Source organism: Nesterenkonia sp. NBAIMH1 (assembly GCF_007922635.1).
Lineage (GTDB): Bacteria > Actinomycetota > Actinomycetes > Actinomycetales > Micrococcaceae > Nesterenkonia > Nesterenkonia pannonica.
The window spans coordinates 423190-442835 of the sequence record NZ_CP042335.1 but is presented as its reverse complement, the minus strand read 5'-3'; the positions used below and the strand labels follow the sequence as shown (position 1 = coordinate 442835).

The 19646-nt window shown below is 66.3% G+C and carries 16 protein-coding genes; 14 read left to right on the top strand and 2 right to left on the bottom strand.

What is annotated here, in order from left to right:
- The first annotated feature begins 28 nt into the window (after positions 1 to 28).
- The 4 genes from FS388_RS02050 (at position 29) to FS388_RS02035 (ending at position 4911) form a co-directional block, all read left to right on the top strand.
- Positions 29 to 979 carry a CAP domain-containing protein gene (locus FS388_RS02050; RefSeq protein ID WP_146339224.1) on the top strand — a complete coding sequence of 317 codons (951 nt, stop codon included), beginning with the start codon at positions 29 to 31 and terminating at the stop codon, positions 977 to 979.
- Between the two features lie 67 nt (positions 980 to 1046).
- Positions 1047 to 1424 carry a DUF2207 domain-containing protein gene (locus tag FS388_RS02045; RefSeq protein WP_146339222.1) on the top strand — a complete coding sequence of 126 codons (378 nt, stop codon included), beginning with the start codon at positions 1047 to 1049 and terminating at the stop codon, positions 1422 to 1424.
- 59 nt (positions 1425 to 1483) lie between these two features.
- Entirely contained in the window at positions 1484 to 3394 is a 1911-nt protein-coding gene (locus FS388_RS02040; RefSeq protein WP_146339220.1) for a long-chain fatty acid--CoA ligase, read from the top strand.
- A gap of 83 nt (positions 3395 to 3477) precedes the next feature.
- The gene (locus FS388_RS02035) at positions 3478 to 4911 is read left to right on the top strand and encodes a class II 3-deoxy-7-phosphoheptulonate synthase (protein ID WP_371708532.1); all 1434 of its coding nucleotides are present in this window, start codon (positions 3478 to 3480) and stop codon (positions 4909 to 4911) included.
- A gap of 84 nt (positions 4912 to 4995) precedes the next feature.
- Here the strand turns inward: FS388_RS02035 and FS388_RS02030 are convergent, their stop codons facing one another.
- Together FS388_RS02030 and FS388_RS02025 are read right to left on the bottom strand one after the other, a co-directional pair.
- Positions 4996 to 6444: a protein kinase gene (locus FS388_RS02030; RefSeq protein ID WP_146339218.1), complete on the bottom strand. Its 1449-nt coding sequence runs from the start codon at positions 6442 to 6444 to the stop codon at positions 4996 to 4998.
- A gap of 43 nt (positions 6445 to 6487) precedes the next feature.
- The gene (locus FS388_RS02025; protein ID WP_146339216.1) at positions 6488 to 7675 is read right to left on the bottom strand and encodes a polyprenyl synthetase family protein; all 1188 of its coding nucleotides are present in this window, start codon (positions 7673 to 7675) and stop codon (positions 6488 to 6490) included.
- An 11-nt stretch (positions 7676 to 7686) separates the two neighbouring features.
- Here FS388_RS02025 and dinB point away from each other — a divergent pair, with 11 nt between their 5' ends.
- The 10 genes from dinB to murD all read left to right on the top strand — a co-directional run bounded on the left by dinB (position 7687) and on the right by murD (position 19645).
- A complete protein-coding gene (gene dinB, locus FS388_RS02020) occupies positions 7687 to 8964 on the top strand; it encodes a DNA polymerase IV (protein ID WP_146339214.1) in 1278 nt (425 codons plus the stop codon).
- Positions 8965 to 9072: 108 nt separating this feature from the next.
- Positions 9073 to 9483 (top strand): DUF3040 domain-containing protein, encoded by a 411-nt coding sequence (locus FS388_RS02015; protein WP_146339212.1) that lies wholly within the window; start codon positions 9073 to 9075, stop codon positions 9481 to 9483.
- Positions 9484 to 9832: 349 nt separating this feature from the next.
- Positions 9833 to 10264: a division/cell wall cluster transcriptional repressor MraZ gene (gene mraZ, locus FS388_RS02010; RefSeq protein ID WP_146339210.1), complete on the top strand. Its 432-nt coding sequence runs from the start codon at positions 9833 to 9835 to the stop codon at positions 10262 to 10264.
- A gap of 140 nt (positions 10265 to 10404) precedes the next feature.
- Positions 10405 to 11409, top strand: a complete 1005-nt coding sequence (gene rsmH, locus FS388_RS02005) for a 16S rRNA (cytosine(1402)-N(4))-methyltransferase RsmH (protein ID WP_146339208.1) — start codon at positions 10405 to 10407, stop codon at positions 11407 to 11409.
- Complete coding sequence (locus FS388_RS02000) at positions 11406 to 12017, top strand: hypothetical protein (protein WP_146339206.1); 612 nt, start codon at positions 11406 to 11408, stop codon at positions 12015 to 12017. The genes rsmH and FS388_RS02000 overlap by 4 nt, the downstream gene beginning before the upstream one ends.
- Positions 12018 to 12077: 60 nt before the next feature.
- Positions 12078 to 13895 (top strand): penicillin-binding protein 2, encoded by a 1818-nt coding sequence (locus FS388_RS01995; protein WP_146339204.1) that lies wholly within the window; start codon positions 12078 to 12080, stop codon positions 13893 to 13895.
- Positions 13892 to 15586: a Mur ligase family protein gene (locus FS388_RS01990; RefSeq protein ID WP_246836266.1), complete on the top strand. Its 1695-nt coding sequence runs from the start codon at positions 13892 to 13894 to the stop codon at positions 15584 to 15586. Before FS388_RS01995 ends, FS388_RS01990 begins: the two co-directional genes overlap by 4 nt.
- Positions 15583 to 17028, top strand: coding sequence for a UDP-N-acetylmuramoyl-tripeptide--D-alanyl-D-alanine ligase (gene murF / locus FS388_RS01985; protein ID WP_146339200.1), 1446 nt, complete (start codon positions 15583 to 15585; stop codon positions 17026 to 17028). Before FS388_RS01990 ends, murF begins: the two co-directional genes overlap by 4 nt.
- Positions 17025 to 18134 carry a phospho-N-acetylmuramoyl-pentapeptide-transferase gene (gene mraY, locus FS388_RS01980; RefSeq protein WP_146339198.1) on the top strand — a complete coding sequence of 370 codons (1110 nt, stop codon included), beginning with the start codon at positions 17025 to 17027 and terminating at the stop codon, positions 18132 to 18134. The genes murF and mraY overlap by 4 nt, the downstream gene beginning before the upstream one ends.
- Positions 18116 to 19645, top strand: coding sequence for a UDP-N-acetylmuramoyl-L-alanine--D-glutamate ligase (murD, locus tag FS388_RS01975; protein WP_146339196.1), 1530 nt, complete (start codon positions 18116 to 18118; stop codon positions 19643 to 19645). The genes mraY and murD overlap by 19 nt, the downstream gene beginning before the upstream one ends.
- The last annotated feature ends 1 nt before the right edge of the window (position 19646 follow it).

The window sequence follows — 19646 nt, the reverse complement described above, 5'->3', positions numbered from 1 at the left end:
CCCGCTGTGAAGAAAGTAGGACCAGGGCGTGGCGGGACTGCATCAGTCGGGCATACGTGTGCTGATCACCGCCCTGATCCTGGCGACCCTCACCTCTGCGGGCCTATGGCTCAGCGAGCCGCGGACGGATCACCCAGAGCCCGCCCACCATTGGTCCGACGTGGATCAAGCATTCGTCTCGCTGGTGAACCAGGCGCGATCGCAGAGGGGCGTGGAGGCTCTGCAGCAGTGGGAGCCGCTGAGCGCGTCTGAGGCAGGCGCGGCCGAATGGTCATACCTGACGATGAACGTCCAGCACATCTGGCACGATGAGGCGCACATCAGTGCAGGCATGCAGAATGCCGGCTGCCTGTCCGGCGGGGAGAACGTCGCCTACACGTCCAGATCGGGAAGCAGCACGCCCCAGGTGCTCGATGCCGAACGAGTGGCGCAGGAGCTCTTTGCCGGCTACATGGATTCCCCGGGCCATCGTGAGAACCTGCTTCGTCCCAACTACGGCTTTCACGGTTCAGGCACGGTCGTCCACCGGTTCACCACGGACTCCGGAACGGACTACGTGCGGATCTACCACACCCACCGGTTCGGCGTGGACTGCCGATCTGACCAGATGCCGCCGCGCGGCTCGCGAGGCCCACTGTCCATCAGTCCGCCGGCGAACGCCCCCATGGTGTTCCAGGAGGAGAGTATGGTTCCGACTGAGGAGATTCCCTACGCGGCGGCCCCCGAGCCCGGTGCGCAGTTCGACCCCCACAGGGATTGGTTCGCCAGCGTCGTTCCGCCGCTGACGGCCTACTCGATCATCACTCTGACCCTGACTCTCGTCCTGGCGTGCGTGACGCTGGGGACGCTGCACCATCGAAGATCGACCGCCCGCAGGATGCTGACCATGACCCAGTTCAGGCCCGAGTCCTCCTCGCTGCTCCTTCTCGAAGCTCCCTCCGGCAGTCAGCGCGCTGGGGCCAGGCTGCCGCGCGAATGACCGCGGCGGAGCCTCTTCCCACGAAACGATGATGATCTGCCGAGGAAGGTGGCGCTAGGCTGGGGTCATGACTCAGCGACCAGATTCCAACGGCCCGGGACGACGTCCCGTTGCCGGTCGCCCGGTTCCCAAGAACCTCGGCGACAGCGGGCGGCCCAAGGGGCCCCGGAACTTCGGCCCAGCTGAGGACGAGGACGACTTCGTCCCGCCCAACCCGAAGAACCCCCTGGCAAGCTCCAGGCCGGCCATCGTCCTCGGCTGGGGCATGGTCATCATCGGCATCATCGCCCTGGTCTCCGTGCCGTTCATTCCGATCGACTGGCCGTCCCTGCTGGCGCCGTGGATCGTTCCTGGACTCATTGCGCTCGTCATCATAGGACTGATCGTCCTGTTCCTGCAGATGCCCTCGAAGCGCAGCGGCAGCGGCAACGGCGCGCAGCTCTGAACGCTGCTCGCCGCCGAGGACCCCAACAACGCTTACACCGACCCAAGGAGGAGCACGCCGTGCAGGAGATCTCAACGCCAGAGCTCGTCGACGTAGACCCTAAGCTCAACATCACCGATCTCCTCGAGCAGCAGGCTGAGAACGATCCCCACAACGTTCTCTACACCGTCAACGACGGGACCGGAACGTGGCGTGACATCACCGCCGCGGAATTCCGAGCTGACGTCGTCCGCGTCGCTAAGGGCCTCATCGCCTCAGGCGTCGAGCCCGGCGACCGCGTCGCCATCATGTCGACCACCCGGTACGAATGGGCGCTGGTCGACTTCGCCGTCTGGTATGCAGGGGCGGTCTCGGTTCCGATCTATGAGACCTCGGCCGCGTCACAGATCAGCTGGATCCTCAAGGACTGCGGAGCCAAGCTCGCCCTCGTCGAGAACAACGAGCTCAAGGCTGCGGTGGAGGAGGCCGCGCAGCAGGAGGAGCTCAGCCTCATGGGCGTTCTGACGTTCGAGAACGGCGATCTGGAGACCCTGCGCGCCGCGGGCGTCAAAGTCGACGGAGCCTCACTGGGAGAGCGCCGGACCGCCGCATCCGGCACTGACCTCGCCACTCTCATCTACACCTCCGGGACCACCGGCAGTCCCAAGGGGTGCGAGCTGACGCACGGCAATTTCACCGTTCACTGCGCCCAGACCATCGCAGCGATGGATGGAGTGCTCAACAAGGACTCCTCGACCGTGCTCTTCCTCCCGCTCGCCCACGTCTTTGCGCGCTGGGTCTCCGTCCTCTTCGTAGCGATGGGCGGCAAGGTGGCTCACACCTCGAACATCAAGCACCTCGTCGAGGACCTCGGCAGCGTCCGGCCGACCTTCCTGCTCGGGGTGCCGCGCGTGTTCGAGAAGGTGTACAACTCAGCGCACGCCAAAGCTGAGGCCGAGGGCAAAGCAACGATCTTCCTCAAAGCTGTCGACGTCGCAGCCGACTACTCGCTCGCGAGCACCAATGGCCGCCCCTCCCTGATGCTTCGAGCCAAGCACGCAGTCTTCAGCAAGCTCGTGTACTCAAAGCTGCGCACGCGCATGGGCGGCAATGTCACCCACGCGTTCTCCGGCGGCTCGCCGCTGGGCTCGCACACCGGCCACTTCTTCAACGGCATCGGCATCCAGATCATCGAAGGGTACGGACTCACCGAGACCACCGCGCCCGTCACCGGCAACATCCCCTCGATCTACCGCATCGGCACGGTGGGCACTCCGCTGCCCGGGAACTCGATCCGCATCGCAGACGACGGTGAGGTGCTGGCCTCCGGGACGGCGCTGTTCCGCGGCTACTACAACAACGAGGACGCCAACGCCGAGTCATTCGTGACAGACGAGGACGGCACCCGCTGGTTCCGCACCGGTGACCTGGGAGCACTCGATGAGGTCGGCCGCCTCACCATCACGGGGCGCAAGAAGGACATACTGATCACGCAGGGCGGCAAGAACGTCTCTCCTGCCCAGCTTGAGGACGGCATGCGGGCCGACGTGCTGATCTCCCAGGCTGTGGTGGTCGGAGATGACAAGCCCTTCATCGGAGCCCTGGTGACCTTGGACGAAGAGATGGCCCCGGGGTGGTGCGAGCGCCACGGCATCGACCCTGAGACGCCCATCGTCGAGCTCACCGAGCACCCCGAAGTGATCAAGCACGTGCAGTCCGTCATCGACAAGGCCAACGAATCGGTCTCGCAGGCGGAGTCCATCCGCAGCTTCACCATTCTTGAGCAGGATTTCACGATCTCCGCCGGGCATCTCACCCCCTCGCTGAAGATACGTCGACCGGAGGTGATGAGGGACTTCGATGGCGTCGTCGACTCGCTCTACTCACGCGCCGCCGCGGCACGCGAAGCCGCCCATCACGCGCGGGAGCGCGCCGCGAAGGCACGTGACAAGTTCGTCGCCAATATTCAGGAGAGGCGCCACCACGACTGACCCCCGAAGCGCACGGGAGTCCGTGATGTGGGATGCAGGATGGACAATTCGGCGTCGCCGCGCCCGTCACTTAACCTATTTGAGTGACTGAAGCAGAGACCCGCCAGAGCCCCAGCCAGGAATTCAGCAGCACCGAGCCGCTCACGGCTCCGGGAGAGATCCTCCACACCGGCGCGGCCGAGTATCCCGGCCTGGACACGTGGCGCTCTCTGCCGCTCTCCCAGCAGCCAGCATGGCAATCGCACCCGGACTTCGAGGCCGCGTGCCAGCAGCTCTCGGACAACCCTCCGCTGGTGTTCGCCGGCGAGGTGGACCGCCTCCGCCGACGCCTCGCGGCCGTTGCGGAGGGGGAAGCGTTCCTGCTCCAGGGCGGAGACTGCGCAGAGGTCTTCGAGGAGATCACCGCCGAGCGCATCTCCGGGAAGATCAAGACCATCCTCCAGATGGCCGTGGTGCTCACCTACGGGGCCTCAGTGCCTGTCGTGAAGATGGGACGCATGGCCGGCCAGTACGCCAAGCCTCGCTCCTCGGACGAGGAGACGCGAGACGGTGTGACCCTGCCCTCCTTCCGAGGCGACATCGTCAACCAGTACGAGTTCACCGAAGCGGCCCGCATCCCCGACCCCAAGCGGATGCTCCAGGCATACAACAAATCTGCGGCGACGCTGAACCTCATCCGCGCCTTCACAGAGGGCGGGTTCGCCGACCTGCGCGCCGTGCAGCAGTGGAACAAGGGCTTCATGGACAACCCCGCTCACGCGCAGTACCAGCAGCTCGCGGGCGAGGTGGAGCGGGCGGTGAAGTTCATGCACGCTGCCGGGGTCTCGTCGGACTCCCTGAAGCGCACCGAATTCTATGTCGGGCATGAAGGGCTCCTGCTGGACTACGAGCGCGCACTGACCCGCATCGATTCGCGCACCGGCTCCCCGTACGTCACCTCCGGACACTTCATCTGGATCGGCGAGCGGACCCGCGAGCTGGATGGGGCCCACGTGGACTACCTCTCCCGGGTGCGGAACCCCATCGGCATCAAGCTGGGCCCCTCGACGACCCCCGAGACCGCGTTGGAGCTGATCGAGAAGCTCGACCCCAACCGGGAGCCGGGCCGGCTCACACTCATCACCCGCTTCGGCGCATCGAAGATCCGCGACGGACTGCCCCCGGTGGTCGAAGCCGTGCGCGATGCCGGGCACCGGCCCGTGTGGGTGACCGACCCGATGCACGGCAACAACATCAACGCCGCCAACGGCTACAAGACCCGCCGCTTCGACGACATCATGGACGAGGTCCGCGGGTTCTTCGAGGTGCACAAGGCCGCAGGCACCTACCCCGGAGGTGTCCACGTGGAGATGACCGGAGACGATGTGGCCGAGTGTGTGGGCGGCTCAGACCCCATCGATGAGTCAGCCTTCAACGACCGCTACGAGTCGCTCGTCGACCCGCGGCTGAACCATAAGCAGTCTCTCGAGCTGGCCTTCCTGGTTGCAGAGTCGCTCAAGGACATGAGCCGGGGCTGACGCCGGCACCAACCCTCGGGGCGGCCCGCTCAATATGGAGCCGCCCCGAGGCTCTCCTATGGGGAACATGGAATGCTGCGGAGGCTATTCGCCGCCGCCCAGCGACGGGATGATCGAAGGACTGATTCCCAGCTGGTAGGCGACCAGCATCACAACTGCCAGGATGATCATCAGCAGGGCGACTGCCATTCCCTGGCGTGCAGGGGTCGGCGCCGCGAGCTGCACGGCAGGGCGCTGGCGCTCCTTCTTCGTGGCCCCGACTCGGATCGAAGCGTGCGATCCGGGGCTGGCCGACGGGGCCTCCTCATGCACTCCGGTGTCGTCCTCCTTGACGCCTAGGCGGCCGGGCAGAGGCACCTGCGCCACTGTCTGACGCTCCTCCTCGGCGAGGCTCGACGGAGCCTGTGGGCGTGGCGGGGCCGATCGTGCGGTGCCCAGAGCCGTCGTGACGTCCTCATCCCAGCTGCTCGGCTCCACTGTGGTGGGGAAGTCCTCCACCGCATCCATCACGCGAGTGCGGTCCTCCTCCTCTTCCTCCTCGGGAGGGGGCGGGGCCGATGCCTCCTCAGGCTCATCGGAGCTGTCGTGCTTCGCGTGGTCCTCGGTGAGGGGGATCGCTGCGGTTGACGGGTCGGCCGGGGCCGCCGAAGGCTCCTGCCGCGAGCGCCGCTCCTGTGCGCCCCTGAAGTCCAGCTGCTCGTCCGCGAGCTGCTCCTGCACGGCGATGAGGCTCCTAAGCATGTCGTCGGCATGCGTGGGGCGCTCCGTGGGGTCGGCCTGGGTCGCAGCCCTCACCAGCTCGTCCAGCTCCGGTGCCAGCCCGGGGACGAGGGAGGACGGTGCTGGCACTGTCGAATTGACGTGCTGGAAGGCTACGCGCACGGCCGACTCACCGGTGTAGGGCTGCACTCCGGTGAGCATTTCGTACAGGACGATCCCCAGCGCGTAGATGTCGGCACGCTCGTCCGCACCCTCGCCCGAGAGAAGCTCCGGAGCGATGTAGGCGACCGTGCCCATCAGCGTCGATGTTCCGGAGTGGTGCGTCGCAGCGCGCGCCAGGCCGAAGTCGGCGAGCTTGATGCGCCCCTCGGTGGAGACCAGGACATTCTCGGGCTTGATGTCGCGATGGACGAGACCGGCGCGGTGTGCGGCGGAGAGGCCGCCCAAGATCGCCTCGGCGTACGCCAGGGCGAGCCGGGGGGTCATCGGCCCCTTCCTGAGAAGGGTGCGGAGGGTCACACCCGGCACGTACTCCATGACCATGTAGGCCGTTTCGCGGGTTTGGCCCTGGTCGAGGACCTGCACCACGTTCGGATGAGCCAGGCGGGCAGAGTTGCGGGCCTCATTCTCGAACCGGGTGACGACCTTGCGATCCTCCGCCATGTGCGGGAAGAGCACCTTGACCGCGACGTCACGATTCAGGCGCTCGTCGCGGGCCCGATACACCGTGGACATGCCTCCACGGGCGATCCGGTCCTGAATGCGGTAACGACCCTCGATCGTCGAGTCGATCCAGCTGCTCTCTTCGCTCACGTCAGCCAGAGTAACGTGCCCGCGTGCCGCAGGGTTTCAGGCTCTACGAGGTCCGCGCCGCCAAGCGCTGGGCGATCCGGTCGAAATCAGCGGCGACGGAGTCCGAGACCCCCAGGCCGACCAGCCGGCCCGCGACGGCTGCGGACCGCTCCGTCAGCTTGGTGATCTCCTCCTCCACGAGCGTCATCGCACCGCACACCGTCAGGATGTCGCGGGCGTCGGCGACATCGTGCTCGCTCAGCTCAGGGTTCCCGAGCATCGACTCGAGCCGCTGAGCCTCGGCGGGGGAGGAACGATGCAGGCCGTAGGCGATCAGTTCAGTCCTCTTCCCCTCTCTGAGATCGTCCCCGACAGGTTTGCCGGTCACGCTGGGGTCGCCGAAGACTCCCAGCAGATCATCGCGCAGCTGGAACGCTTCCCCGAGCGGCAGGCCGGCCTCCGACAGGGCGCTGCGCAGCTCCTCGCTTCCGTCGGCCAGCGCGCAGCCCAGGGCGATCGGGTACTCCGTGGAATACTTGGCTGCCTTGTACGTCAGCACATTCCGCGCCTGCTTCACCGCCTGCTCCTCGTTCTCAGGGGCTGAGGCGACCTCGGACAGCAGGTCGAGATACTGGCCTGTGATCACCTCGGTATGCATTCGCCGAAAGATCTCACGCGCAGCCGGAGACGGTGGGGCGCCGTCGACGCCCGCGTTCTCGAAGGCTTCGGAGGCCCAGGAGAGGGAGAGATCTCCGGTCAGGATGGCGCCGCTGGTTCCGAAATGAGGTGCTGAGCCGGAATAGCCGCGGTTGGCGTGGAGGTGCTCGAAGCGGGTGTGAGTGCTCGGCTGGCCCCGCCGAGTGGAGGAGCGGTCGATCACATCGTCGTGGACGAGGGCAGCGGCTTGGAAGAGCTCCAGGGCGACGCCCAGCTCGACGAGCGGCCGCGGCGGGTGCTCTGACTCCCCAGCGGCTGCCCGCCAGCCCACCCAGGCCAGTACGGGGCGGAGCTTCTTGCCGCCAGAGGTCAGGGCCAGAAGGGACTCAGCCAGCGACCCTGCCTCTGCAGAGATCTTCACCATTTCGGATCTCTTCTGGTGAAGCACCTGCCGGAGCCGCGCGTTGACGTCGGTGACGTACTCCTCCTGGGCCGGAGTCGTCTCCGGGGCCACCTCGGTCTCGGGGGGAAGGCTGGGTTCGGGAGCCAATGCTTCGGCAGTCTCTGGCTCAGGTGCATGTCCGGGGGTGGGCATACCCTGATCCTATGGCTTCTGCGGAGGGTCTCGACGCTGGACATGCCCGGGGCGGCACCCGTCCCCCTGTCATAGCTCACGCGGATATGGATGCCTTCTATGTGGAGGCAGAGCTGCTGGACAAGCCTGAGCTTCGCGGCCGAAAGCTCATCGTCGCCGGGTCCTCAGGGCGATCAGTCGTTCTCTCGGCATCGTACGAAGCTCGGGCGGACGGTGTGCGTTCTGCGATGCCGCTGAGCCGAGCGCGGCAGATGAGTCCGGACTCCATGGTCCTGGAGCCGAGCATGAGGCTCTACCGCGAAATCTCCTCTGGGATCATGGCTTATTTCGACACCGTCACGGCGGTCAAGGAGCGGCTCAGCGTCGACGAGGCGTTCCTCGACCTCTCCGGTGCCCACAGGCTGCTGGGGAATCCGCAGCAGATGGGGGAGCGCATCAGGTCGGACGTCAGATCCCAGTTCGGACTGCCGATCTCGGTGGGCATCTCAGACCGGAAGTTCATCGCGAAGATTGCATCCCAGCGCGCCAAGCCGGACGGGCTGCTCCTGGTGCCGCCGAGCGAACGCCTTCGATTTCTCCACGCCCTGCCCGTCGAGGCGCTGTGGGGGGTGGGAGCCAAGACAGCGCAGGCGCTTGAAGGTCTGGGCCTTCGGACGGTCGAACAGGTCGCCGACACTCCGCAGGAGGTCCTCCAGCGCAGGTTCGGCGCCTTGGGGGCCCACCTCTACGAGCTCGCATGGGGACATGATCCACGGCCTGTGACGCCGCACCGGCCGGAGAAGAGCATGGGTGCTGAAGAGACCTTCGACATCGACCTCATTCAGGACGCCGATCTCCACGCCGAGCTTCTGGACATGGCCTATCGGGTGGCAGCTCGTCTCCGGGCCTCCGGCTCCTCGGCGAAGGGCGTGGCCCTGAAGCTCCGATACACCGACTTCACGACCCTCACCCGCTCCTCCACTCTCCTCCACGCCACGCAGTCGGCCCCGGTGCTCTACCAGCGAGCTCGAGGCCTGCTCGCCGAGGTCGGGCCGCGCCCCCAGCCGGTCCGCCTTCTGGGCCTCCGGGCCGAAAGGCTCATCCAAGATGCGGGGGAGGTTCAGCTCAGCCTTTCGCTGGAATCAGATGCCGAGCATGCCGCTGAACATGCTGGGGCCTGGGCCAAGGCCGAGCAGGCCCTCGATGCTGTGGCGGAGCGTTTTCCGCGAGCGCGAATACAGCCGGCCTCTGTCATACGGCGGGGCGAATCGGGTCCCTCGCCGTCGGGCGAACCTCCCCCCAGGCTGTGAATGTGCCCATAAGTTGCCTGGAGGCGCACCCCGGCTATGTCCCGCGCCCCTCTAGCCGATAGAATGGTTGATCTAGCACACAGAGTACGTATAGCGGAGGAGCACAGGATGGCACTCTCGGAGCGCGAGCAGCGGCTGCTGCAGGAACTGGAGGAGCAGCTCCAGACCGAGGATCCCGGTTTCGCCAGCCAGCTTCAGGAGCCGGCCGGCGGGAAGTTCAACGTGCGCAATCTGGTGCTCGGACTTCTGCTCGCCGTCGCGGGCATCGGGGTGCTGCTCCTCGGCATCTACCAGCAGTGGATCCCCGTGGGAATCGTCGGCTTCCTCATGATGGGGGCGGGCGGCTATTTCGCGACTGCCGGAGGCTCCTCCCAGGGCGAAGCGCCCGGGCAGGGAGGAAACGGCGACAACGGCGGCGGTGGAGGCGGCGGCGGCCCACGCTCCTCCACACCGACTCCATCCGGCGGGTTCATGAGCTCGCTGGAGGAGAAGTGGGACCAGCGCCGCAACCAGCCATAGGACAGAACGCGCACCGCTGACGGTCTGCCTCTCTCACAGAAAGAGCCCCTCCACTCCGGAGGGGCTCTTTCTGTGTCCCCCCTTCCTTGCAGCGCCTATTCGCCGCCCTCCACAGCACTCTCCACTTTCCTCCCCACAGGCTGCGTGAAGCGCCTCAGGGTTCCCAAAGGCGGTCCTCTTCGGGCTGGAGGACGGAATCCTGAGGCCTCTCCTCCTGCGCAGATGCGCGCAGCGACGAGTGTCCGCAAGGGCCGGGGGGCAGATTGCTGGTCAGGTGGGGGAAAGTGGAGTAAAGTGGAGCGCGATGGGAAGACGAGGCCCCTGATCGACGAAGCGTGGAGGTGGGTGCATGTTCCTCGGCACTCACTCGCCTCGCCTTGACGAGAAGGGGCGCCTCATCCTGCCCGCCAAGTATCGGGATCAGCTCGTGGATGGGCTGGTGCTGACTCGCGGTCAGGAGCGCTGCATCTACGTATTCAGCGCAGAGGAGTTTGCCAATGTGCATCAGCAGATGCGCAAGGCGCCTCTGACATCCCGTCAGGCACGCGACTACATCCGCGTTTTCCTCTCCGGTGCCTCTGACGAGACTCCGGACAAGCAGGGCAGGATCACCATCCCGCCGGGACTGAGGGAATACGCCGGTCTGGGCCGGGAGGTCACAGTCATCGGGGCGGGAGACCGCGCTGAGATCTGGGACTCATCAGCCTGGAACGCCTACCTTGAGGAGAAGGAGAGCGAGTTCTCATCAACAGATGAGGAAGCGATCCCCGGTCTCTTCTGATCAGCAGCAGAGCAGAGCCAACGATTTTTGGGCCAGCTCTCCGGCCGCCCGGAACCACCTGACTTCTCTTCCCCGATGTCAGGCGGACCCCGGAGCGGAAGGGGAGCTGGCCCAACAAAGTTAAAGCCACGGGAGGGTCAATGGTCAGTGCAGAGTCACGATCCGCCGGTGACCGCCACACCCCCGTGATGCTTCAGCGCTGCATCGAGCTCCTCACAGAGCACATTCCCGCCGAGGAGACTCAGGCAGTCATCATTGACGCGACCCTAGGAATGGGCGGTCACACCGAGGCGCTCCTCGAGGCCCACCCCGCCGTCACCGTCATAGGAATCGACAGGGATCCCGAGGCCCACCGCATCGCGGGAGAACGCCTCGCTCGCTTCGGCTCTCGGTTCCAGCCAGCCCGCGCCGTCTACGACGACATAGGGCAGATCGCAGCCGCTCTCGATGCCGAACAGAGGCTCCTCGGCGTCCTCTTCGATCTCGGCGTCTCCTCCCTTCAACTCGACGAGCTCGAACGCGGATTCGCCTACTCCTACGACGCCCCCCTCGACATGCGCATGGACGCATCGGCAGACTCCGATGATGCGAGCGCCGCTGAGCTGCTCGCCGAGGCTGGCGAAGACGAGCTGCGGCACATCATCAGAGCCTACGGCGAGGAGAAGTTCGCCGGCCGCATCGCCCGCAGGATCGTCCAGACACGCGCCAGTCAGCCGCTGCGGACCACCAAGCAGCTCGCTGAGGCCGTGGACTCGGCGATGCCCGCCGCGGCGAAACGCACCGGCGGGCATCCCGCCAAACGAACATTCCAAGCGATAAGGATTGCCGTCAACAGGGAGCTGGACGTGCTGACCGCGGCTCTTCCCGAGGCCTGCGACGCCCTCGCCCTGGGGGGACGGATCGCCGTGATGAGCTATCACTCGCTTGAGGACAGGATCACCAAGCAGGCGTTGGCCAAAAGGACGGTCTCCTCCGCGCCCCATGGGCTTCCTGTGGAGCTGGATGAGCACAAGCCCACATTCCGCAGCCTCACCCGCGGTGCCGAGACGCCAACGTCCGACGAGATCGCCGCCAACCCGCGCGCCGCCTCGGCAAAGCTCAGAGCGGCTGAAAAGATCAGATCCACTGGAAGGGGTGCGGCATGAGCGTTCAGCCTCTCAGCGATCCCGGCCACCGGGCGCGCAAAGACGCCTCAGCAGAGACGCAGAAGCGGCCGGCGCTCCGAGCCCTGCCCAAGGTTCGGCGGCGTCAGCGCGGGATGATGGCCGGAGCCATCATCCTCCTTGCTGCTGCCCTGGCGGCCGTGCTCGGAGTCAACATCCACGTGGCGAATGCCCAATACCACGTGGTGCAGATGCAGAATGAGCACCGCACTCTCGTGCAGGAGAACCAAGCACTCGCCCAGCAGGTCCAGCACCAGGAGTCCCCGCAGGCACTCGCAGACGCTGCAGTCAGTCTGGGCCTGGTCATGCCCGCCATGGCCGGAGCGATCGATGCCGCGTCCGGGGAGATCGCGTCCGATGCAGAGGCCGCCGATCGCGACCAGAGGCCGACCAGCTTCGTCGACGGAGCGGCCGCCCCAGGCGGAGAGCCCGCCGCGAGCACCGACCTCTCAGACGACGTGGTGGACGCACCGAGCGGCATGCTCGGGACCGGCGCGTTGAATACGCTGAGCAGCGGCTCCAGCAGTGACAATGATCAGGATGTTCAGCTCAGCGAAGGGCACATCCCCGCTCCCTCGCTGAGTCCCTGACCATCTCCCTCTCCGCCCTACCACTGACTGACGAGAAGACCGAAAGGCCGTCCACCTTCCATGGCAGCCACCTCCAAAGCCGCAGAGAAGCAGGCCCGCAGCAAGCGGCTGGCCTTCCGCCTGCGCATCGGCCTGGCCGTCGCACTGGTGATGATGGTGCTTCTGGGCGGCCGACTCTTCCAAGTCCAGGCCCTGGACATCGACGGCCACGCCCAGGAGGCGGTCTCCGAGCGGCTTCGAACTGTCGCCCTGCCGGCTGAGCGAGGAGACATCCTCGACACCGAAGGCCGGGTGATGGCGTCCTCGGTGGAGCGCTACGACATCGTCGTCGACCCCCGGCTCACCGCTGACTACACCGTCTTCGACGAGGACTCCGGGCTCAGGCTGCCCGTCACTGTCCGCGAGGCCGCCGAAGAGCTCGCACGGATCCTGGATGAGGATCCGGACGAAGTCGAGGAACGCATGACCCGCGACCCCGACGAGTACCACTGGGTGCCGTTGGCGCGCTCCGTCACACCCGAGCAGCGCGCACAGGCGATGGAGGTCCAGGCACCCGGGGTTTCGGCTGAGCCTCAGTCGGCCCGGACCTACCCCTCTGGTCCCGTGGCCGGGTCGATCATCGGCTTCGTCGGCTCCGACGGTCCGCTCGAAGGCATCGAAGCCGCTCACGACGAGCACCTGACCGGAGAAGACGGAGAGCGGATCTACGAAGTGGGAGCCGACGGGGTGCGCATCCCCACAGCGACCTACGAGGACGTCCCCGCAGAAGACGGACAGGACGTCCGGCTCACCATCGACCAGGACCTCCAGTGGTTCGCGCAGGAGTCGATCGCGTCCAAGGCGAACACCTACAACGCGCAGTGGGGGAACGCCACAGTCGTCGACCTTCGAGAGGGCAGCGAGGGGGAGATCCTCGCCATGGCGGATTCCGGACTCGTGGACCCCTCCTCGCCTGGCGACGCCGAGGAGCTCTTCCGCACTCCTCTGGCGCTCGGGCAGAGCTTCGAACCCGGCTCAGTGGGCAAGACCATCACCTTCGCGGCGGCGCTGGAGGAGGGCGTGGTCGATCCCGAGAGCAGCTTCAGCGTCGGAGACCGGCATACCGTCAGCGGGGAGACCATCCGCGACGCCACCCGGCACGACAGGTTCGATATGACAGCGGCGGGCATCTACGCGCGTTCCTACAACACAGGGACGGTCATGATCGGCAATGAGCTCTCCGAGCAGCAGCGCTACGACTGGATGCGCAAAGCCGGTCTGGGCGAGCCCATCGACATCGGTCTGGGCCTCGAGGGGCAGAGTGCGCTCCGGCCGCCCGAGGAATGGGACAACCGGCAGCCGCTGTCCACGCAGTTCGGACAGGGCTATGAGGCCACGGCCCTGCACAACGTGCAGCTTCACTCGATGCTGGCCACCGACGGAGTCAATCATCCGCTGCGCATCGTCGACTCCTACGTGGATCCCGACGGCACGGAGCACCTCGTGCAGAGCGAGGGAGCGCGGGTGTTCTCGTCGGAGACCTCGGAGCAGATGCTTCGCCTCATGGAGGGCGTGGTCGAATACGGAACAGGCCAGGGAGCGCAGATCGAGGGCTACCGAGTCGGAGGCAAGACCGGCACAGCCCAGGCAGCAGGCGAAGGAGGAGGGTTCGACGGCTTTACGATCAGCTTCGTCGGCGTCGCTCCCATCGAGGACCCCCAGTTCCTGACCGCCATCACTGTTCACCGGCCCAGCGGCGAGTACGGAGACTGGGACCTGTCCGACACCTTCCAAGAGATTATGGAGCACGCTCTGTCCAGCTACGATGTGCCGCCGTCCGGAGATGATTCTGGAGCCTATGATGGTTTCGTGGGCGAACGTCAGGACTATCCGTGGTGACCAGCAGCATCGAGGCGCCGCCGAGGCCGCCCGCATCCCATGCGACGACTGTGAAGGAGCTCGTCGAGCACCTGACCAGCGCGGGACATGCGCCCATTCTGACTCCGGAATCGGGGACCGCCGAAAGGACCCCTCTCACCGGGGCCACGATGAGCCCCCAGCAGGTGCGGGCCGGCGACCTCTTCATCGCTGTGCGCGGGGCACGCGCGCACGGTGCCGACTTCATCGAGGAAGCCTACGGCGCAGGCGCCGCAGCCGTCGTCACCGATGCTGCAGGCGTCGCGAAGGTCAGGGAGGCGCTGGGTTACAGCATCCCCGTCATCGAAGTGAACCGTGTGCGCGACGCAGCAGGACCTGCCGCTGGGGCCGTGTACGGGACCACTCCCACGTCCGATCCCTCCCTCTTCGGCGTCACCGGAACCAACGGCAAGACGACGACGACGTACTTCCTGCGGTCGCTCCTCTCCTCGCTGCTGGCGCCGCAGAGCCGAAGCACCGGACTGATCGGAACCATCGAGATCGCAGCGGGACTCACCCCGGAGACATCCGAACGCATCGCCTCAGATATGACGACACCGGAGGCCCCGGCCCTGCACGGGCTGATGCACCGCTTCCGCACCGAGAACGTCGCCGCCGCGGCCATGGAAGTCTCCAGCCACTCCATCAGCTACAGGCGCATCGCAGGGCTTCACTTCGATGTCGCGGGCTTCACGAACCTTACTCAGGATCACCTTGATCTCCACGGGACCATGGAGGAGTACTGCGCCGCGAAGGCGAAGCTGTTCTCACAGGCACGCACCAGAACCAGCGTGATCACCGTCGACGACTCGTGGGGACATCGGATGGCGGCAGAGGCGGAGGGCCGCGTCATCACCCTCACCACGGCCGGCGGGCCGACCGAGGCCCACTGGTCCGTGGGAGACGTATCGCCTGCGGGACTGGGGAGCGCCTTCACCTTGGAGAGCACTCTCACCGGGGAGCGCATCCGAACCTCCACCGCCCTGCCGGGGGCGTTCAACGTATCCAACGCGGCCCTGGCAGCGGTCATGGTTCTGGAAGCCGCGTCCGATCCCCAGCGGCCCCAGAGATTCGACAGGGAGGACGTCATCCGCGCGCTGGAGCAGAGCCGTCCCTTCGACGTCGCCGTCCCGGGACGGATGCAGGTCATCTGCGAGAAGCCGGCGGCCATCGTCGACTTCGCCCACAATCCGGACGCCATGATTCGCGCGCTGGAGGCCGTCCGAGGTCCCGAACGCTCAGGGAAGCTCATACTGGTCATCGGCGCCGCCGGCGAACGTGACGCGAGCAAGCGCCCCACGATGGGGGCGATCGCTGCGCGGATGGCCGACCACGTCATCATCAGCGACGATGATCCTCACGCCGAGGACCCAGCCCAGATTCGGGCCGGTCTGATGGAGGGCGCCGCCGATGCCGTGGAAGGCGGCGGCCTCACCACCACGGTGGAGGAGATCTTTCCCCGCAGAGCCGCCATCGAAGCAGCAGTCGCCGCAGCGAGCCCCGAAGACACCATCCTGCTGGCCGGACGAGGCCACGAGGACCACCAGGACGTCGGCGGAGAACGCGTCGATGTCGACGACCGCGTCGAGCTCGCCCACGCCCTGCGTGCGAAAGGCTTCGACTGCACCGAGCTTGCCCCGGGGGCCGATTCACGGAAAGGTGTCAGCTCATGATCGCGCTCACCGCCGAAGAGATCGCCTCAGCAGTCGGAGGCCGCCTGCGAGGCGCAGCCAACCCCGAGAAGCTCACCGTCACTCACGCCGACACGGACTCACGAGGCATGCGGGCTGATGCGCTCTTCGTCGCCAAACCCGGAGAGCGCACCGATGGCCACCTCTTCATAGACGCCGCGCTCGAGGCAGGCGCAGTCCTCGTGCTGGCCGAGAGGGAGACGGACTCTCCCAACGGCACTCCGCACCCTGCAGTGATCGTCGAGGACGTGATCCGTGCCATGGGAGCCCTCGCGGCAGAGATCGTCCGGCGGATCCGCGCGCACTCAGAGACCACCGTCATCGGCATCACCGGGTCATCCGGAAAGACAACCACGAAGGACCTGCTCCGCGCCCTCCTCGAGCCGGAAGGTCCGACAGTGGCGCCTCAGGGCTCCTACAACGGCGAAGTGGGCGTTCCCCTCACCATCTTCATGGCCGAGCTGGAGACCCGCCACCTCATCGTCGAGATGGGCGCCGACGCACCCGGCAACATCGCCGACCTGTGCGAGATCGTCCGTCCTGACATCGGCGTCGTGCTGATGGTCGGCTCCGCCCACGCCGGAAAGTTCGGCGGTGCGGACAAGATCGCCCTCACCAAGGGAGAGCTGGCCGCAGGAGCGACCGGTCACGTCCTGCTCAACGCCGATGACTCGCAGGTCACGGCCATGGCAGAGCGCGCCTCGGCCCCCGTCACATGGTTCGGCGAAGCTGCGTCGTCCGAGATCCAAGCGCAGGACGTCACCACCGACTCTGCGGGACATCCGGTGCTCACACTGGCCCACCGTGACGCCGACTCCGCCTCGTCGGAGGGATACCGGATCACCAGTGGCCTCACGGGCACGCACCACGTGACAAACATCCTGGCGGCGGCCGCCGCCGCATACCGTGCTGGCGCCGACCTTCAGACCATCGCAGCCCGCCTGGACGGGCTCGGCCCCTCAAGCCGCTGGCGGATGGAGCGGATCGAGCGGGCAGACGGCGTCACCATCATCAACGATGCCTACAACGCCAACCCCGAGTCCATGCGGGAGGCGCTCAAGACGCTCGCACGCCTGGCGCATCCTGAAGCAGGCGAAGACCGCCGTTCGGTCGCCGTGCTCGGGGCCATGCTCGAGCTGGGCGACGAGCACAACATCGCGCACATCCGCACGGGAGAGACTGTGGTGCGGCTGAACATCGACCGGACGCTGGTCGTCGGCGATGATGCCTACCCCCTCTACCGCGGGGCCGTGGCCGAAGGCTCATGGGACGACGAAGTCCAATGGGTGCCGACCTCCGAAGAGGCGGAGGCCTGGCTGCAGGAGAACCTCCGCCCCGGCGACGTCGTCCTCTTCAAGTCATCGAACGGGGTAGGACTGAGACTCCTGGGCGACCGCGTCGCCGGGCGGGAGGACTCCCAGTGATCGCTGTCGTGATAGGTGCCATGCTGGGGCTCCTCCTCACGCTGTTCGGGACGCCCCTGTTCATCCGGTTCCTCGAAGCTCGAGGCTATGGGCAGTTCATCAGAGACGATGGGCCGACCAGCCACCACCTCAAGCGAGGCACCCCGACCATGGGCGGGGCGGTCATCATTCTGGCTGTGCTGCTGGCCTACGGGATCGCGCACAGCATCGTGCTCCTGTTCGGCGAATCCACCTCCGGACCGACGGTATCGGGACTCCTTCTTCTGCTCCTGATGGTCGGCATGGGCCTCGTCGGCTTCTTCGACGACGCCGCCAAGATCACAAAGAAGCAGTCCCTGGGACTCGGACCATGGTCAAAGATCATCGGACAGCTCAGCGTCGGCTCGGCCTTCGGCATCATGGCGCTGCTGTTCCCCAACGCCCAGGGGCAGACTCCGGGGATGACCATGGTCTCGTTCGCGAGGGAGATCCCATGGCTGGACTTTGCCTTCTTCGGGACGATCGTGGGGGCGATCCTCTTCGTCATCTGGGCCAACCTGATCAACACAGCCGCCACGAACGCAGTCAACCTGACGGACGGTCTCGACGGCCTCGCTGCCGGGGCCACTGCCATGCTGACGGCCGCCTACACGATCATGTCGATCTGGCAGCACAACCAGTCGTGCGGACGAGGACGCTCGGTTGAGGAAGTCTGCTACGAGGTCCGAGATCCGATGGATCTGGCCATGCTGGCTGCAACCATCACCGGTGCGCTCGTCGGGTTCCTCTGGTGGAACACCAAGCCCGCGAAGATCTTCATGGGCGACACGGGATCCTTGGCTCTGGGCGGTGCGCTCGCCGGGTTCGCGATCCTCACGCACACGCAGCTGCTCTTCATCATCCTCGGCGGCCTCTTCGTCATCATCACCTGTTCGGTCATTCTGCAGGTCGGATACTTCAAGCTCAGCGGCGGCAAGCGGATCTTCAAGATGGCGCCGCTGCAGCACCACTTCGAGCTCAAAGGCTGGTCCGAGGAAACCGTCGTCGTGCGCTTCTGGATCGTCGCAGCGCTGTGTGTTGGCCTGGGCATGGCGATCTTCTACGGCGAATGGGTGCTGACTCAGTGACCTCGACGGAACAGCTGCGGGGCTGGGATGCCCCCGCGTGGAGAGGGCTTCGTGCGGTCGTCACCGGTCTCGGGGTGACCGGCTTCTCAGCAGCCGACACGCTCGCCGAACTCGGAGCCGATGTCATCGTCATCGATGCCCAGTCCACCGAGAAGAAGGAGCTCGACGCAGAGACACTGCGCCTCGTGGGCGTGCGAGACATCCGATTCGGCCCGGAGGCCGCCGACGAGATAGCACAGTTCGACGGGTCGGCTCCGGACCTTGTGGTGACCTCTCCCGGATGGAGGCCAGACTCTCGCCTCATCGCATCGGCGACGAACCAGGGCATCCCCGTATGGTCCGATGTGCAGCTGGCCCATCGACTCGGCCCCAGGCCCGAGACCCTCGCAGCCCGAGGCGGCCCCCTGTGGCTGACCGTCACCGGCACCAACGGCAAGACCACGACTGTCAGCCTGCTCGAGGAGATGCTCCTCGCAGACGGCCGACGCGCAGTGGCCTGCGGGAACATCGGCATGCCGATCCTCGACGCGATCCGTGATCCCGAGGGCTTCGACGTGCTGGCAGTAGAGCTCTCGAGCTTCCAGCTCCACTACACGGAGGCCCTGAGCGCAGCGGCCTCAGCAGTCCTGAACATCGCCGAGGATCACGTGGACTGGCACGGGTCCTATGGGAGCTACGCCGCGGCCAAGGCGAAGATCCACCACGGCACTCGCACCGCCTGCATCTTCAACACGGCGGACGCCGCGACCATGCATATGGTCGAGCAGGCTGACGTCGCAGAGGGATGCCGAGCCATCGGCTTCACGCTGGACACCCCCGATGTCTCGCAGGTCGGTCTGGTCATGAGTGAGGGGGGCGAAGGCATCCTCGTCGACCGGGCCTTCCTCGACAACAGGCGGCACGAGGCGGTGGAGCTGGCAACGATGTCTGACTTCGGCGGTCTTGCTCCGAAGCATCTCGTGGAGAATGCCCTGGCAGCCGGGGCTTTGGCCCGGGCGGCCGGAGTCTCCCCGGAAGCAGTGCGTGCCGGCATCCGCTCCTACGAGGCGGCGGACCACCGCATCCAGCCTGTCGCCCGTCAGAACGACATCCTGTGGATCAACGACTCCAAGGCGACAAACCCCCATGCCGCTCAGGCGTCCCTGGTCTCCTTTCCCCGCATCGTCTGGATTGCAGGCGGTCTGCCCAAGGGCGTCGACTACGACCCGCTCGTGCAGGCCGCTGCGGACCGTCTTCAGCATGTGATTCTGCTGGGACGAGATCCTTCCCCGCTTGCCGAGAGCCTTGCGCGACACGCGCCGCAGGTGCCGGTCACGTCAGGGTTCGACGGCGAAGATGGTCACGACGCAATGGAGGCGGCCGTGCGTGCCGCACAGCGGATCGCCCAGCCCGGGCAGACAGTGCTGCTGAGCCCTGCTGCAGCGTCCATGGACCAGTTCGCCTCCTACATCGCACGCGGAGAAGCCTTTGTGCGGGCCGTAGCGGCAGTGATCGAGCAGGACGACGACTAGC